At 58.7% G+C, this 15,434-nt stretch carries 17 protein-coding genes and 2 pseudogenes; 17 read left to right on the top strand and 2 right to left on the bottom strand.

Annotated elements, in window-relative coordinates:
- A pseudogene (locus tag RIFP1SYM_RS05060) lies at positions 1–2,372 on the bottom strand (hypothetical protein); the annotation flags it as partial.
- 277 nt (positions 2,373–2,649) lie between these two features.
- Here RIFP1SYM_RS05060 and RIFP1SYM_RS17865 point away from each other — a divergent pair.
- The 17 genes from RIFP1SYM_RS17865 (at position 2,650) to RIFP1SYM_RS04985 (ending at position 15,017) form a co-directional block, all read left to right on the top strand.
- On the top strand, positions 2,650–2,934 hold the full coding sequence (locus tag RIFP1SYM_RS17865; RefSeq protein ID WP_050798715.1) for a hypothetical protein: 285 nt from the start codon (positions 2,650–2,652) through the stop codon (positions 2,932–2,934).
- On the top strand, positions 2,910–3,386 hold the full coding sequence (locus RIFP1SYM_RS05055) for a lytic transglycosylase domain-containing protein (protein ID WP_240992019.1): 477 nt from the start codon (positions 2,910–2,912) through the stop codon (positions 3,384–3,386). Before RIFP1SYM_RS17865 ends, RIFP1SYM_RS05055 begins: the two co-directional genes overlap by 25 nt.
- Positions 3,387–3,543: 157 nt before the next feature.
- Positions 3,544–4,011, top strand: coding sequence for an OmpA family protein (locus RIFP1SYM_RS05050; protein ID WP_050798714.1), 468 nt, complete (start codon positions 3,544–3,546; stop codon positions 4,009–4,011).
- Complete coding sequence (gene traA, locus RIFP1SYM_RS05045; RefSeq protein ID WP_005960085.1) at positions 4,008–4,304, top strand: TraA family conjugative transfer protein; 297 nt, start codon at positions 4,008–4,010, stop codon at positions 4,302–4,304. Before RIFP1SYM_RS05050 ends, traA begins: the two co-directional genes overlap by 4 nt.
- A gap of 2 nt (positions 4,305–4,306) precedes the next feature.
- Complete coding sequence (traL, locus tag RIFP1SYM_RS05040) at positions 4,307–4,594, top strand: type IV conjugative transfer system protein TraL (RefSeq protein ID WP_039959766.1); 288 nt, start codon at positions 4,307–4,309, stop codon at positions 4,592–4,594.
- Positions 4,591–5,190, top strand: coding sequence for a type IV conjugative transfer system protein TraE (traE, locus tag RIFP1SYM_RS05035; RefSeq protein ID WP_039959765.1), 600 nt, complete (start codon positions 4,591–4,593; stop codon positions 5,188–5,190). The genes traL and traE overlap by 4 nt, the downstream gene beginning before the upstream one ends.
- Positions 5,141–5,851 (top strand): type-F conjugative transfer system secretin TraK, encoded by a 711-nt coding sequence (locus tag RIFP1SYM_RS05030; RefSeq protein WP_005960081.1) that lies wholly within the window; start codon positions 5,141–5,143, stop codon positions 5,849–5,851. Before traE ends, RIFP1SYM_RS05030 begins: the two co-directional genes overlap by 50 nt.
- Entirely contained in the window at positions 5,852–7,174 is a 1,323-nt protein-coding gene (locus RIFP1SYM_RS16320; RefSeq protein WP_005960080.1) for a TraB/TrbI/VirB10 family type IV secretion system protein, read from the top strand.
- Between the two features lie 230 nt (positions 7,175–7,404).
- Positions 7,405–8,268, top strand: coding sequence for a DsbC family protein (locus RIFP1SYM_RS05020; protein ID WP_005960078.1), 864 nt, complete (start codon positions 7,405–7,407; stop codon positions 8,266–8,268).
- The gene (locus RIFP1SYM_RS05015) at positions 8,265–8,654 is read left to right on the top strand and encodes a TraV family lipoprotein (RefSeq protein ID WP_005960076.1); all 390 of its coding nucleotides are present in this window, start codon (positions 8,265–8,267) and stop codon (positions 8,652–8,654) included. The genes RIFP1SYM_RS05020 and RIFP1SYM_RS05015 overlap by 4 nt, the downstream gene beginning before the upstream one ends.
- On the top strand, positions 8,651–11,176 hold the full coding sequence (gene traC / locus RIFP1SYM_RS05010) for a type IV secretion system protein TraC (RefSeq protein ID WP_005960074.1): 2,526 nt from the start codon (positions 8,651–8,653) through the stop codon (positions 11,174–11,176). The genes RIFP1SYM_RS05015 and traC overlap by 4 nt, the downstream gene beginning before the upstream one ends.
- On the top strand, positions 11,176–11,505 hold the full coding sequence (locus tag RIFP1SYM_RS05005; RefSeq protein WP_005960073.1) for a TrbI F-type domain-containing protein: 330 nt from the start codon (positions 11,176–11,178) through the stop codon (positions 11,503–11,505). The genes traC and RIFP1SYM_RS05005 overlap by 1 nt, the downstream gene beginning before the upstream one ends.
- Positions 11,502–12,032: a signal peptidase I gene (lepB, locus tag RIFP1SYM_RS05000; protein ID WP_005960072.1), complete on the top strand. Its 531-nt coding sequence runs from the start codon at positions 11,502–11,504 to the stop codon at positions 12,030–12,032. The genes RIFP1SYM_RS05005 and lepB overlap by 4 nt, the downstream gene beginning before the upstream one ends.
- Positions 11,971–12,615: a type-F conjugative transfer system protein TraW gene (gene traW / locus RIFP1SYM_RS04995; RefSeq protein WP_081417704.1), complete on the top strand. Its 645-nt coding sequence runs from the start codon at positions 11,971–11,973 to the stop codon at positions 12,613–12,615. The genes lepB and traW overlap by 62 nt, the downstream gene beginning before the upstream one ends.
- Positions 12,616–13,068: 453 nt before the next feature.
- Positions 13,069–13,542: a hypothetical protein gene (locus tag RIFP1SYM_RS04990; protein WP_039959761.1), complete on the top strand. Its 474-nt coding sequence runs from the start codon at positions 13,069–13,071 to the stop codon at positions 13,540–13,542.
- Between the two features lie 30 nt (positions 13,543–13,572).
- Positions 13,573–14,019, top strand: a complete 447-nt coding sequence (locus tag RIFP1SYM_RS17350) for a PIN domain-containing protein (RefSeq protein WP_139042064.1) — start codon at positions 13,573–13,575, stop codon at positions 14,017–14,019.
- Positions 14,016–15,017 carry a CBASS cGAMP-activated phospholipase gene (locus tag RIFP1SYM_RS04985; protein ID WP_005960071.1) on the top strand — a complete coding sequence of 334 codons (1,002 nt, stop codon included), beginning with the start codon at positions 14,016–14,018 and terminating at the stop codon, positions 15,015–15,017. The genes RIFP1SYM_RS17350 and RIFP1SYM_RS04985 overlap by 4 nt, the downstream gene beginning before the upstream one ends.
- Before the next feature lie 148 nt (positions 15,018–15,165).
- On the opposite strand, the pseudogene RIFP1SYM_RS18965 reads toward RIFP1SYM_RS04985, so the two are convergent.
- Positions 15,166–15,309, bottom strand: a pseudogene (locus RIFP1SYM_RS18965) (magnesium chelatase domain-containing protein); the annotation flags it as partial.
- Positions 15,310–15,434: the final 125 nt, after the last annotated feature.

The raw sequence follows: 15,434 nt of genomic DNA, 5'->3' as shown, positions 1-15,434 counted from the left end.
CTTCCGACCTCAGAAGCATCTGTGGCAAAGCTCCAGAATTTTTTTATGCCCTCCTTCGTGTCAACAATTAGAAGTCGACGCTGTGCTCGACTTGCCCCAACATATGCGCCATTGAAGAAGTATTCCAAACCTATTGTCTCTTCCCGTGGCAGTCTTGACCCTCGATGCTCTGCGATCTTTTGCATAACCTCAACATGCCCATCACACATGGAATGCTCACCAAATTTATAGAGCACGACGCGCCCAAACTCGAGCCCCTTCGCACGCATAGGACTTAAAACATTACGTGTAATTTCACCTTTTTCATCCAATGCGATAGTTCTCAGATATTCATCATTCTCCAAAAACGCTTTTTCCTCTCCCTCTTGGCAGGGCACTATGATAACCAGCTCTGATTGGTCCTTTAGCTTTCCTTGAGTCCCAAGATCAAGTTCAAAATATGCCGGATGCGCTCCCTCATCAATAGCCCAGGCTTTTTGGGGAGTGACGTCAGAAATACCAAACAACTCCGCTCTCTTAAGTTGCAACAAATTACAAAAACGAACGATGCTCGCCGTAGAGCGGTAGTTGTACGCGAGTTCCTTAAATGTCAAGTCTACTTTTCCACGTTGATCCGGATCGAGTTGGCGCACAATGTTATCGTGAAAATTGGCTTTAATAGCGTCCCACCTGAACCCAGTTGGATTTAGGGTCTGAAATGGGTCGCCTGCAAAAGCATAAGGAATTCGCCTCAGGTAATACGGTTCAATACGTTTAGTAGAGAAACTGGACAATCGAAAGATCAATTCTAGTTCGATGGTAGTAAAGTCCTGCGCCTCGTCACAGAACACACCAGGAAACTCGGAAAGCACTAAGTTCTGATCTAACGCTTTACGGGCTAAGTCTTGGTCATCCCAGTAGCCCTCCTTCTCACAAATATCCCTATACCAACCATTCCACACTTTATCCCAAACCAGCTCAAATGTGTCTGGTTTTACTGTAATTTCGTCCCGCGGCAACTCGGCATAATTATCTGGATCAAAATACTCGGATTCTCCGGTACTTTTCCCCTTAATGTAGGTACGCAAAGTATGCCACGCTACTTCTGGCGATACTTTGCGCAACCTTGGATCGGGACCTTGCAAAAGGGTAGTATACATATCTCGAAACAGATGAAAGTCGATGTACTTTTTCTTGTCAAAACCATTACCATTCAGCAAGGACAACAAGAACTCACGAAAGTACACAAATGCTCGATCAAACTCCGCTCGCATTTTTTTATCATGCAAATCCACAGTCTCCGCTGCTGCCAACTTCCCCGCACCACAACGAAAGATATCCTCCACTAGATTGCGCGCATTCTCCAATAGGCGTTCGTTGTAGGTCAGGTATAAGGGAGGATTCGGCAAACGCCTATCAGACGAACGGGCTAAATGGGCATGGAGATATTCAGCGAACAGGTACTGCAAGATGGTCGATTTCCCACTGCCAGGACGTCCGTTGATAAACAGGGGGAATCCACCCGGCTTACTAGGATCCAGAACGTGATTCAGCACATCGCTTTCTTCGGGAGACAATGCCAAATTCGCTTCCACACTAGCTTGAGTTGACTCCCAAATCTCACGATCGTATAGGATGAAATCAGGATAGGCACGTGCAGCGTTACGCAATAATACGGTCTCGTCAAAATTACGGGATTCTTCCAGTAGTCTTTTTGCCTCAACAGCTAGTGAACCTGGGTCGTAATCAGCTTCTTCTCCTTCCAGAGGTGCTATGAGAAAAAGACTACCTTCATCTGGGAAATAATGATAAAGCACGCGAATATTATACTTGTCATGATGATATTCACCATGAGCTTTACAATCCCCTTTTATTTCCTCGCAGATCTTTTCTAAAACTTCCCAGATAGGCGTCAACAAACCTTGCTTTCCTTGAGTCTCCCTTATCTGTTTTATTGCGCGAATCCAGATGGGGCTTTCGAGTATTGCGAGCTGCCCCATTTCATGTTCCCGGTCTAACAGGAGATATTCAAGCTCTATGTCACTCGGCTGCTGCTTAGGCTTAACTGGTTTCGAGCGAACTTCCTTAAGGAAATCTACTAAATCATCATCTTTTGGTTGTGGCACCCGAATTCTGCTGAAGAAGGAATCATAGTCATTTCCGATTTCATATTTATATACATGGCGTAGAAAACACAGGATTACATCTTCACTATCAAAAACTTCTGCGATAATCAGTCGCGTACGGCCAATACGCTTTTTCAGAAAAGGCCGCGGATGCCTCTCTAAGCCTAGAGTACTTTGTTCCTTTAGAAGCTTGGTTTTTAGCTTTTCTATATCATCTAACGTACCGATCCTTCGCGCGTCATCATAGCAATCCCCTGTGATATACACGTATAGCATCCCGAACCCCTTATAATTCAATCCGTGTTTACATATTTACAGCTTTCTCGCAGCAAGCATTCTTGACTAGTTTACTTCGTTAGATCAGACCGAATTCTATCCCTTACTTAACGGTCTGATACCCCGTGTTACCGGGCCACATCGAACAAAATCCTATCACAAATCACATAACGTTTTCCCTTCCTCCCCACCCCCGTTTTCCCGAAGATGCTGCCTCGTTACCGGACCTAATTTCCGGAGGGGTTCCACGCATTACGAGGAAAGCGGGATGTGCCAGTCGAAAAACGCTGCGACGTTGCCCAATGCCGGCCCTGCGAATCCGCCCGAGGCGGATCCGGATGCACGAAGTGTGCCCGAGGAGCACACACCAGGGGTGGCACACATTAAGCCGGCTCCAATCAGCGACCTCCCACAGGAGGTACGGGATGTACTTGTTGCCGCAGGGAAACTCTACTCGGCCATCGGTGAACATGCCCCTGGCATCTTGCTTCCGCAAGAGGTGGAACAGGAATGGAAACGCCTCGGCGAGTGCTTGGCCTGGTTGCAGCGTTAGCGTCGCTGATCCCTGGACCCATTCACGCGGATGATCTGGCGGCATGTTTCCACGAGGCTGGAGGACGCTACGGCATTGCCCCCGTCCTCCTGCGGGCCATCGCCGAAGTAGAGAGCGGGCTCGACCCGCGAGCGATGAATATCAATGCGGACGGGACGGCCGACATCGGGCTGATGCAGATCAACTCATGGTGGTTTCCCGTCCTGAAGCAGTACGGCATCGAGCCACGGGATCTTTGGGACCCCTGCCTCAGCATCAGTGTAGGCGCCTGGATCCTGGCCGGTAACGTCCGGCAATTCGGCTATGGCTGGCGGGCCGTTGGCGCCTACAACGCCGGCACGAGAAGAGACCAAACAACAGAACGACGACGTGAAGATTATGCGATCAGGGTTTATAGGCATCTGCCTTGCGGTGCTGGCCGGTTGTGCCTCGACACCACCCAGTCAGAGTGAATCGAGCGCACCGGCAAGACTGGGTGTGACACAGCAGCCGTCCGTCGCGCACCGGGACGCACAATCGTTCTATGTGGTGTGTGCGGACTGTCCCGGCCCGACACCAAAGACGCCATTCAGCGAGACAAACAAACCGCTCACTCAACAACCGGTAGCGATGACCGAACCGGTCAAGAACAGCGCCATGAATGGAGCCGGTAGGGCCACGCAGACTGTCAAAGCCGAGGCGCCCAAGCCACAGACGAAGGTTTTGTTTGCCGCCCATTTCGCCTTCGGCACTGCGCAGCTATCGGCCGCCGACAGGCAGGCCCTGCAAGACCTGCTGCCCGAACTCAGGAAACAACGGCTCACCATCGTGGGCCACACCGACAGCGTCGGTCCCCAGGACTTCAACGACTGGCTGGCGCTGCGCCGCGCGCAATCGGTGAAGAACTATCTGGCCACGCTCGGGCTGGATCCCGAACTTATCCGTGTCAGCGGTCGCGGCAAGTGCTGTTACCTGCAAGCCAACGACACCGCCCTCGGCCGGGCGGCCAACCGCCGTGCCGAGATCAGACCCGAACCTTTGGATACCCCGAGCAAGGGCCATTCAACTGCAAACCAACCTGGAGGTAATACACCATGACTCGAACCATCGCCTTCCACCAGTCCGCTGCGCTGCTGGCGATCCTGCTGCTGCCGGGGATCGCCGTGGCCGCGACCACGGGCGCGGAGTTCCAGAGCGCCTATCAGTTCTTCTACGATGCGGCGACCGGCTATCTCGGCCGCGGCATCGCCATTGTCGGCGGCCTGATCGGCCTTGGTTACGGCGCCGCCAAGGGCAGTCCGTTGCCCGCCATACTGGGCGTGATCCTGGCGGTGTTCGGGGCGCTGGGCCCGACCATCATCGACGCCATCTTCGGTTCCGCCGTGGTGTAGGCGTGGAACAGGAGAACTACCTGATCCCCCGCCGGCTCGACGATCCGCCCCAGTTCTTTTTCTGGGACGCGGACGAGGCCATCCTGGTGATCTTTTTCACCCTGATGGGAGCCTTGCTCAGCCAGATCCTCGTCGGCGTCGTCATCGGCCTGCTGTTGTCCCGCGGCTTCGCGCGGGTGAAGGCGGAAGGCGGCCGGGGGATCATCGTCCGCTTCCTCTACTGGTACACCCCGTCGCAGTGGTGGTTTCGGGGGCGTGCGCCCAGTCACGTCCGGGAGTACGTGGGATGAGGGAGAGCCGCTACCGTTCCCTGCTCGCGGAAACTCTCTGGCGGCGCAACCTGTGGATGGCCGTCGCCCTGGCGATGGCCGTCTCCAACATGGGTCTGGCGTACTGGGTGATCAATACCGACGTGCGGGAGAAGACCATCGTAATCCCGCCGGTGTTCGAGAAGACCTTCTGGGTGCATGGCGACGAGGTGTCGCCCGAGTACCTGGAACAGATGGCGGTGTTCTTCGCGAGCCTCGCGCTCACCTACAACCCCGACAACATCGACCACCAAGTGGGCCTGTTCCTGCGTTACGCGGATTCCAAGAGCTACGGCGCCCTCGCCGCCAAACTGCAAGGCGACGCGCAAAAGATCAAGCGCAACCGCCTCTCCTCGGTGTTCTACCCCCAGGAGATCCGGCTCAAGGGTCAACAGGCCGCCCTCACCGGCCAACTCACCACCCTGGTGGGCAACAAACAGACCGAACAACGCCAGGCCCGATTCCTGATCCGGTTCGTCTACCGGGACGGCCGGCTGTTCGTCTCGAAATTCACGGAGGTCCAAGACAGTGCGAATCCGTTTGCTACTGACGGCGATACTGCTGAACCTGAGTCTTGAGGCCCACGCCCTGCAGCTCGTGGAAGTGGTGGACGGCCAGACCGTCACCATCAAGGTGTCCATCAGGGATCTCACCCGCATCGCCATGGCGGATGGAGGCCGGATCACGCGCGTCTGGGGCCTGGAGGACCACATGCAGGTCGAACCCGACCGGGAGGGCGGCCAGGTGTTTCTGCGTCCCGTGCCCGGCATGACGGCCCGGGCCTTCAGCTTCTTCGTCCGGGACGACCAGGGGGACACCCATACCCTGCTGGCGGTGCCCGTGGACATGCCGTCGGACACCGTACTGCTCCGCCCGAAGAACCGTGCCGCCGCTGCACACGCTTCGGGTCACGACGCCCATTCCATCCCCTACGTCGAGCGGATCAAGCACCTGGTCCGGGACATGGCGCGCGGCGCGGTGCCCAACGGCTACCTCCCCGCCGCCGAGGGGCGGGAGATCCCGCTGTGGGCCGAGGCCAGGGTCGTGCTGGTCACACGCTTTGACGGCGATTTCACCGGCGAGGTGTACCGGCTCACCAACGTCTCGGACGAGGAGATGCGCCTGGACGAGCGGGAGTTTGCGGCCCTGGCCGCCGACATCAAGGCGGTGGCCATCGTGGAGCACAACCTGGCCCCGCAGCAGTCGACCCGGATCTACCTGGTCAGGGAGGGACGGTAGATGGAAGACAGCCGGGCTATCCGCCGCCGCCAAGCCTGGATCACCATCGCCGCCGTGGGCGCCGTGGTCTCGCTGGTGGTGCTGGGCCTCTACCTCTCCGATCCCTCCCGCCGGATCGAGCAGGCCGTCAAGGCACGGGAGGTGATCAAGAGCTACCGCACCCCGGCCAACAGCCTGGACCCGAGCGAGGTCTGGATCACCCGTTCCGAGAGCGAACTGCAGAACATCAAGCAGACGAACGAGGCGCTGCGGCGCGAGATGGACGACCTGCGCAGCCAATTGGAGCGGTTGCAACGCCAGCAACGCGACAAGGCGCAGACTACCCCCCGGACACTGCTACCGCCTCCCACGTCGAAACCGCAGGCGTCGGCCAACTCCGCTTCCGGCAGTCTGATGCCGTCGGTTCAGGGCGACCGCATCAAGGAAACCGTCGCCAAACAGCTTCTGCCTCCGCCACCACCCCCGCCAAGACGGCTGGACAGCACCCGCCGCGGCACCACCGCACGTGCCGGTACGCCGCCGGGCATCCTGGTGGTCGACCTCGCCCCGGCCGGCAACGTCCCGGACGGCAAGACCACCACGCGCAAAGCCGGCAATGGCGAGGCTGCCGCCGACAAGGTCACCCACCACGTGCGCGACTTTCTCCCGGCCGGGGCGTTCGCCAAGGCGGTGCTGCTCTCCGGTCTCGACGCACCCACCGGCGGACTCGCCAAGACCAACCCGCAGCCGGTGCTGCTGCGCCTCGTGGACCACGGCACCCTGCCCAACCGCTTCCGGTCGCGGGTACGGGAGTGCTTCGTCACCGCCGCCGGCTACGGGGACCTGGCCTCCGAACGCGCCTACCTGCGGCTCGAGAAACTGAGCTGCGTATTGCGCGACGGCACCGTGCTGGAGGTCGCCCTGAAAGGCTTCGTCACGGGCGAGGACGGCAAGGCGGGCCTTCGCGGCCGGGTGGTGAGCAAGCAGGGCCAGTTGATCGCCCGCGCACTGGTCGCCGGCGTGGCCGGCGGGATCGGCAACGGCGTCGCCCAGTCGTTCACGTCCTTGTCCACCAGCGCCCTTGGCAACGTGCAGAGCATCGATCCCGGCAACATCGCCCAGTACGGGGTCGCCAACGGTTTCGCCTCGGCACTGGACCGCATCGCCCAGTGGTACCTGGAACGGGCCAACGAGGTCTATCCGGTCCTCGAGGTGGATGCCGGCCGGGCCGTGGAAGTCGTGCTGAACGAAGGACTCGAGCTCGGGCCTGTCGGCGCCTATCCAGACCGCAGCGTTGCCGCCCCAAAAGACGCCAGGCAAGGCGCGAGGAGAGAAGTTTGGTGACTCCAAATGAACGACGAGCAACGCAGCATGGCGTCTTTTGGGGCGCAACCCGGAGGGACGGGGCCTTTTTGCCGCGATACGGCGTTGCACCTCGCTTATGTACATCGAGTACACGGCGCTCGGTGCGCCTTGTCTCGCGGCAAAAGGGCCTCCGTCGCTGTGGCCTGGATAGGCGTCGACAGGCCCCGGGTGGACCTGCTCAATAACGCCAACGATACCGGAGGACCCTCATGAACCTGAGCCACAAGATTCTCTTCGGCCTGCTCCTGACGCTCGCGGGCGGACTCGGCCATGCGGCCGAGCCGGCGCAAGACCGCACCAAACCGCCTGCCCTCGACGGCATGTTCCCGACGCCGTCTACCTCCTCCATCCCTGAAGTCGTCTCGCAGAACAAGTCCATCCCCGGACAAGACTTCGCCGCCATCGAACGGAGCGTCCGGCAGGCCATGCCGTCGACGAAAATCGATGCCATTACGCCGACTCCGATTCCGGGGCTGGTGGAGATCGTGGCCGGACAGAACGTCCTCTATGCGGACACCTCGGGCCGCTGGCTGCTGGTGGGTCACCTCTACGATCTCAAGACCGCGCGGGACGTGACCGCCGAGCGCAAGGCACAGCTCTCGCGCCTCGATTGGCAGGAACTGCCCCTGGAGGCGGCCGTACACTACGGCGAAGGTCCGTTGAAACTCGCCATCTTCTCCGATCCCGACTGCCCCTGGTGCCGCAAGCTCAACAAGGCCTTGCGGCAGGCGGAGGGCATCGAGGTGTGGGAGATCATGTTCCCCGTCCCCGCCCTGCATCCGGAGGCCCGCGACAAGGCGGCGCGCATTCTCTGTCACGCGCAGCCGGCAGAGGCCCTCGCCCGGGTGATGAGCGGCAAGGCGCTGGACGGCGAGCCGCCCTCTGCAGACTGCACCGAACGAACGCTGCAACTCGTCAACCAGGCCATGGCCTTCGGACGCGCCCACGGGGTCCAGGGTACGCCCACCCTGGTCGCCCCCGACGGGCGGGTACGCAACGGCTACCTGCCCCTGGACCAGCTCAGGACCTGGCTGGCGCAAAGCGCCAAAGCCGAGCAGGAGGCGGCCCGATGAGCAAGGCGCTTCTCACCCCCCTGGTGCTCGCCCTGCTCGCCGGCTGCGCCAGCAGCCCCAAATATGCCTGCGGCGTGCCCGAGGGCGTCGGCTGCAAGCCGGTCGGCGAGGTCTACGAGGCCTCGATCACCGGCACTCTGACCCGTGGCCGCGTCACACCTGACGACGAAGACGAAGACGGCGAATTCGAGACAGCCGAGCGCCCGCTCGCCGAGCCGGGGAACACGCCTGTCGTCGCCACGGTACAGCCGGGCGATCCGCTGCTCACCCGCCCGCGGCACATCCGGGTATGGATCAACCGCTGGGAAGACAAGGCAGGCGACCTCCACGACGAGACCTACCTCTACCTGCGGCTGGACAACGGCACCTGGCGGCTCGGGCGATGATCAGCCTCACCGACGTCAAACAGATCGTCACCCACGAGATCCGGCGCTGGTTCCAGGAGGAGCCGCCCGCCGCGGTCTACGCCGCTGGCGGCCTGCCGCCGTCGATTCGGCGCCTGCGGGCACTCACCGACAGCCACCGGCTCGCCACCCTGCTCCCTTACGAACGGTTCGACCCAGAAACCCACCTGTTCTTCAACGAGGACAGCGTGGGCTTCATGCTGGAGGCCACCCCGGCGGTGGGCCTCGGCGAGAATCAGCTCAAGGTGCTGAGCGGGCTGTTCACCCAGGGCCTGAAACCGGGTACCTCGGTGCAGATCCTGCTGTACGCCTCGCCGGACATCCTGCCCCTGCTGGAGCACTGGGCAGCAGCGCGCCAGGGCGATTCCGGCGAAGGCACGGTGTTCCGGTTCCTGGCGGGCAAGCGTGTCGACTACCTGCGCCGCGGCAACTGGCGCTCCCTGCTGTCGGACCAGCCCATGCTGGTGCGGGACTTCCGGCTGTTCATCACGGTGGTCCGACCACTGTCGAAAGGCGCGGGGAGCCGTACCGAGAACGACTGGCTGGCGCGCACCCACGAGGCCATCCGGGGGATCCTCTCCTCGGCCGGACTGCCGAGCCGGCCCGTGGACGCCGATACGTTCATCAACCTGCTCGACACGATCCTGAACCCGGCACGGGACCGGCGCGCGCCGCTGCACTGGGAGGACGACCGCCTGCTCAAGGAACAGGTGGTGGACGGCGACACCCTCCTGCTGGCCGGCCGCGACGGCCTGGGGCTGGGCCACGGCGATCATGTCGTCGAGGTGCGCCCCTACTCCGTGCGCCAGTATCCCCAGTCCTGGGCGGGCTGGGGGATGAGCGACCTCATCGGCGATCTCTTCAGCAACACCCTGCGCCTGCCCTGCCCGTTTCTCTACACCCTCACGGTGCACATGCCGGACCAGGTCTCGGCCGCCCACGGTGCGAAGATGAAGGCGGCCCGCGCGACCCAGATGGCGGACTCGGCCATGGGCCGCTTCCTGCCCGCCTGGCGGGAGCGCAAGCAGGACTGGGACTTCGTCACCCGCCTGGTGGAGGATGGACACAAGCTGCTGCAGGCCCATTCCCAGCTGGTGCTGTTCGCGCCCCAGGACGAGGGCGACTACGCCGAACAGCGGCTCAACGCCCTGTTCGAGTCGCGGGGCTGGACCCTGCAGAAAGACCGCTTCACCGCCCTGCACGCCTTCCTCTCCGGCCTGCCCCTGATGCCCGGCCCCGGTTTCGTGGAGGAAATGCGCATCCTGGGCCGGCTGCGCACCTTCCTCACCTGGTCCTGCATCAACACCGCGCCGGTGATCGCCGAGTGGAAAGGCACGGGCACGCCCCTGCTGATGCTGCTCGGCCGGCGCGGCCAGATCATGCACATCGATCCCTTCGACAACAAGAAGGGCAACTTCAACGTCGCCGTGGCGGCGGCCAGCGGCGCCGGCAAGAGTTTCTTCACCCAGGAGATGGTCACCAGCCTGCTCGGAACCGGCGGCCGGGTCTGGGTCATCGACTCGGGGCGCAGCTACGAGCGACTCTGCCACCTGGTGGGCGGTACCTACCTCGAGTTCTCGGAAGGCACGCGCATCAACCTCAACCCGTTCACCGGCATCCGTGACATCGCGGAAGAGACGCCCATGCTCAAGGCGGTGCTGGCGCAGATGGCCGCCCCGAAAGACGGGCTCAACAGCCTGCAAATGGCCTTTCTCGAAGAGGCCATCAAGGCGACCTGGGACGCGCACGGCAACCAGGCCACCATCTCCCAGGTCGCCGACTGCTTGCTCGGGAACGAAGAGGAAAGCGCCCGCCGTGTCGGGCGCATGCTCTATCCCTACACCCGTGACGGCAGCTATGGGCGCTATTTCGATGGGGCCTCCAACATCGATCTGGACAACCCCTTCGTGGTGCTGGAGCTGGGCGAGTTGGACGCCCGGCCGGATTTGCAGACCGTGGTGCTCCTGCTGCTGATGATGCGCATCACCGAGGCCATGTATCTGGGCGACCGCAACCAGCGCAAGCTGTGCATCATCGACGAGGCGTGGCGGCTGATGGGACAGGGCAACGCCGGCCAGTTCATCGAGCAGGGCTACCGCACGGCACGCAAGTTCGGCGGGGCGTTCATGACCATCACCCAGGGCATCGACGACTACTTCAAGTCCGGCACCTCCAAGGCCGCGCTGGACAACGCCGACTGGGTGTTCCTGCTCCGACAGAAGCCGGAATCCATCAAGGCCGCCGAGAACAGCGACCGCATCATGATGGACGAGGCCCTGCGCCGTCTGCTGACCAGCGTGGACACCCAGCAGGGCAAGTACTCGGAGATCGCCGTCATGGGTCCCGGCGGCACCACCGTCGGCCGCCTGGTGGTGGACCCCTTCGCCGAAAAACTCTACTCCACCCGCGCCGAAGAGTACGCCGCCATCGAGGCGATGCAACGCCAGGGACTGAGCCTGGTCGCGGCAATCGAACGACTGGTGGAAACTGGAGGAAGCCGCTGATGCCGCGCTGGACATACGGCCTGCTGTTCGGGCTTGCGGGTGGGCTGGTCGCGCTACTGGTGGAACGCATCGTCTTTCCACCGCTGACCGTCGCCCACGTGGACCTGGCCGGACTGGTCAACGAACACGTCCGCCGTCCCGATCTGATGAAGCTCCCCGAAGCGGAACGCTCGATGGACGCAGCCCGCTTCGCCGCCCGCTTGGAAGAGGAGACTACGAAGCTGGCCCGGGAATACCGTGTCGTCATTCTCGCCGCTCCAGCCATCGTCTCCGGTGCTCCCGACCTTACGGCGATCCTGCGCAAACGCATCGAGGAACACACGCCATGACGACACAAACTCTGGCGATCGAATCCACGGACCCTCACCCGAAGTTCCATCGCTTCGCCCGGTGGCTGGGCATCACCCTCGGCATCATCATATCGATCTGGCTCATCTCCCTGATGCTCTCGCCCTGGTACCGCCTCGGCATCAACGGCACCGACAGCCTGCCGGGCGTGCTGTACCTGGTGCTCAAAACTGAGGTTCCGACAACCCGCGGCGACCTGGTCGCGTTCTACCCGCCGGAGAACCGCTTCTACCCGAGGGAGATGTTCTTCATCAAGAAGGCGATGGGCATGCCCGGTGATAAGGTCACCCGCAAGGGCCAAGATTTCTATATCAACGGAAAATACATCGCCACCGCCAAAACCCGTTCACGCTCCGGTAAGCCCCTGCAGCCCGGACCGGCCGGAGTGATTCCAAACGGATATTATTTCGTCTGGACGCCCCATCCTGACAGTTACGACTCCCGCTATGAAGACATCGGCTGGATTCCCGAAGATCGCGTTATCGGTCGCGCTGTTCGCCTGTTCTAGCATCCTGCTTGGAGAGGACCTTGGCGTTGTAGGCCCCGTCTACCCCATCGCCGAGCAGGACATGCTTGTGACAATCGAGCAGCGCCTCAAAGCACTGGAGGAAAGCGGCGAGCTGGCACGTATCGAAGAAGACGCCAAGGCTCGCTACAAGGCCTATGTGGAACGTCCGGAAGGCGTGCGTCTACCTCGCGCCCAAAAGAACCGAACCTACTATGTCGATCCCAGCCTCACGGTTCCTTATGACATTAAGGACCACGAAGGACGCGTTATTCACCCGGCCGGAACCACGGTGAACCCGCTGGACTACATCACGTTATCAAAGCAACTACTGTTTTTCGATGGAGACGATCCTGTCCAAGTCGAATGGGCACGATCAATGATCGAGAAGAATCCAACTAAGATTAAAGCAATCCTTGTTAACGGGCCTGTACTCGCGTTGATGAGGGAATGGAAGATTCGGCTGTACTTTGATCAGCGGGGTCAGTTAGTAGAACGGTTTCGTATTGAGGGGGTACCTGCAGTGGTTAACCAGGATGGAAAGCGGCTTGAAGTGGTGGAATATAGTCTCAGCATTCCAGAGTGAACAACGTCCTTCTCCGAGACAATATGATCCAGCGTCTCAGTTCGTTAAGGTTTATAAGATGCCTGCCCGCTGAGCTTGTGTGCGCAATTCAGATGCCTTAGCATGGGGACAGGCATCTTATAAACCTTAACGATAGACAACCATTCTCCCGAGTTTTTGCACCCGAAAGCTGTCATAGAGCGACGGGGCACTATGATCTTGACGAAGCGGCTGACCTAGGTATTCACCTTCGAGACCTGCCGTACCAGCTCGGGTATCCAGTGAGAGGTAAAATCGCCTTTAATTCTACGGGCTATTTCTTACAGGACAATGCCATAATAATCAAGTAGTTACAGATATCACATAACAGATTCAAGTATCCAATCAAGATAATGGCTTTTTCGCCGATAATTTTTATAGCTACAATACTGCTTATGTGGCCACAAAGATGGAATCAGGCGAGAGTTCGAGCATATGACTGAAGTAGAAAAAATCGTCGGACAGGAATTGGCTAGGAAACTGGCCGACCAATATGGAGACCGCTTTGCCCGACTGATACAAACGCATCTCATCCCTTCAGAGGAACAAAGCAACAATGCTCAGGCAGTGAGCGTCGGGCACGCTATAATTAAAAAATCCCGCCCAAAAATCACTGTGAAGAAAAAGAAAAAACGTTTCTGGAGCGTCCGGGAAGCGAAAAATGATCTGAGTGTTTTATTGAGCAAGGCCCGTGGCGGCGAAATGCAGTTGATTCAGAAAATGCGCAGCGACGAAGACGAACCCGTCATCGTTATTTCGTTTAGTGAATTGTCGGAACTCATCGAGGCAGCTTCAAGCAAAAGCACGGTGGCTGATATGTTTCCTATCGACGAAGAGAATCCATCTGTCGATCTTACAGACTTGGAGTTAACGATGGGCACGCCATCCAAAAATCTTCTCGAACTTTAGTCCGGGCGCAACACCATGGATCGGTACCTCATGTCCAGCCAGGTCTATCTGGATCTCCTTTCTCGGAATGAAGCCTCACCGGCGCGTAAGTGGGCTTCTACCATCAGCGATAGATTGCTCTATGTGAGCGTCATATCTGTTGGTATTGTTCGAGCTCATATCCGCAGTCTGAATGAAAAAGAACCTCGTAGGATGATACTTGAAAGATATCTCAGAGATAATTCCGATCAACTTGAACGAAATGGTCAACTTGTTCCTATCGACAAAAAAATAGTTGATTGGTGGTCAGATCTACGCCCCATGGAACTCATTGCGGAAATAAAATCAGGTCAGGAAGCATTGAGTGACGACTATAAATTAGAATTGGCGACTGCCATCTCCGGCAATTATGTATGGGTTGACCGTACTCACCCCTATACAAATATTCTTGCAAATGATCTTGGGCTGAGAATTATTGACCCATATGCAACCACATGAGTCATCTTGAGACACCCCACAGGGTGGCCCCCCCAAGAGCGCCCTCCCCAAAACTCCAAATACTTGCCCTTTCAGGTGGGGGATACCGTGGGCTCTTTACGGCCAAAGTCCTGGCCAATCTGGAAGAAAAGGCTGGTTGCCCGCTAAATCAGGTTTTCGATGTCATTGCCGGTACGTCCATCGGCGGCATTCTTGCGTGTGGTATCGCGCAAGGCATTGAAGCGGAAGCCATGGCCAAGGGAATCCAAGATGAGGGGCTCAATATTTTCCCAAAGTCGGTATTTACCAGTGGGAAACGTATTTTCACCGGGGCGTATGATCCAAAACCGTTGCGAAATGCCATCGTGAGTATCTTGGGTGAAGACAATGCGAATTTGCCTTTTAATGAAATAGCCGCTGCCCTCCTGATTACAACTGTCAGCCAAACCTCAGCGCGTCCCGTCATCTTTAAATCCAAGGGGCTAGCCGAATCAGATGCCGATATAACGCAGACCATCGATATTGCCATGTCAACCTCGGCAGCGCCGACCTATTTTCCGGCTCATCGGATAGAGAAGACCAATCTCATCGATGGTGGGCTGGTAGCGAATGCCCCGGATCTCGTGGCATTAACTGAAACACTGAGACACAAAACAAGAAGTCTCAATGACATCCACCTACTGTCGATTGGTACAGCATCGGTAAAAATTGACGATCAGGCTAACCCGATAAAGCATTCTGGGGTACTTGGATGGCTAACGAGACGTGGTCTGGTTGATCTGACACTAACAGTCAGTGAACGTTTGGCGCTTCAGCAGACGGAAACCTTGCTCGGTGACAAACTGTTGCGTATCGACGCCACTCCCAGTGCGAAGCAATCCAAGGTGCTGGCACTTGATAGGGCCGATCAAAAAGCCACCGATACCCTGATCCAGTTAGCTACTGAAGCCACGGCATCTGCATGGGCGAGTTATGGCCATCGACTTACCGCCCTTCTTTCACATTCCGTAATCCCTTAGAAATACTGCAGTAGTCTTAAGGTTTGGCCAATTAATATGTGTTGCCGGTTTCGGTCAGCGCCACTTCCTTGCCGCTGACGTCGCAACAAACCAGCTGGCGCTGTTACTCCACGCTACCGAATGCTATTACGAAGTCGTAGCGTCTACTCTACTTGGGCAGGTCGGCGGTGGCAAGATTGGCTGTGGTGCATCGTACCGGGAATTCACAGCCGCTGTGCAGCAGGGCTGCGGCGACCCCAGTCCTTTCTTTAGCGTATGCCGTCTCCGGCAATCCAACAATAGGCAGTTTGAGTAGGCCGCTGCTGGTGAACTACGACGGCGACCAAAGACACCTCATGTGATCTTCGAGCCTTTGGACTCCATTGCATAGCGCACTGCCCTGGTGTCCAAGCCATACGTAAAGCAGACACGCTTGCG

This window comes from endosymbiont of Riftia pachyptila (vent Ph05), assembly GCF_000224455.1.
GTDB classification, from domain to species: domain Bacteria; phylum Pseudomonadota; class Gammaproteobacteria; order Chromatiales; family Chromatiaceae; genus Endoriftia; species Endoriftia persephonae.
Note: the sequence above shows the minus strand (reverse complement) of the source record. Positions and strands in the feature narration are given on the sequence as shown.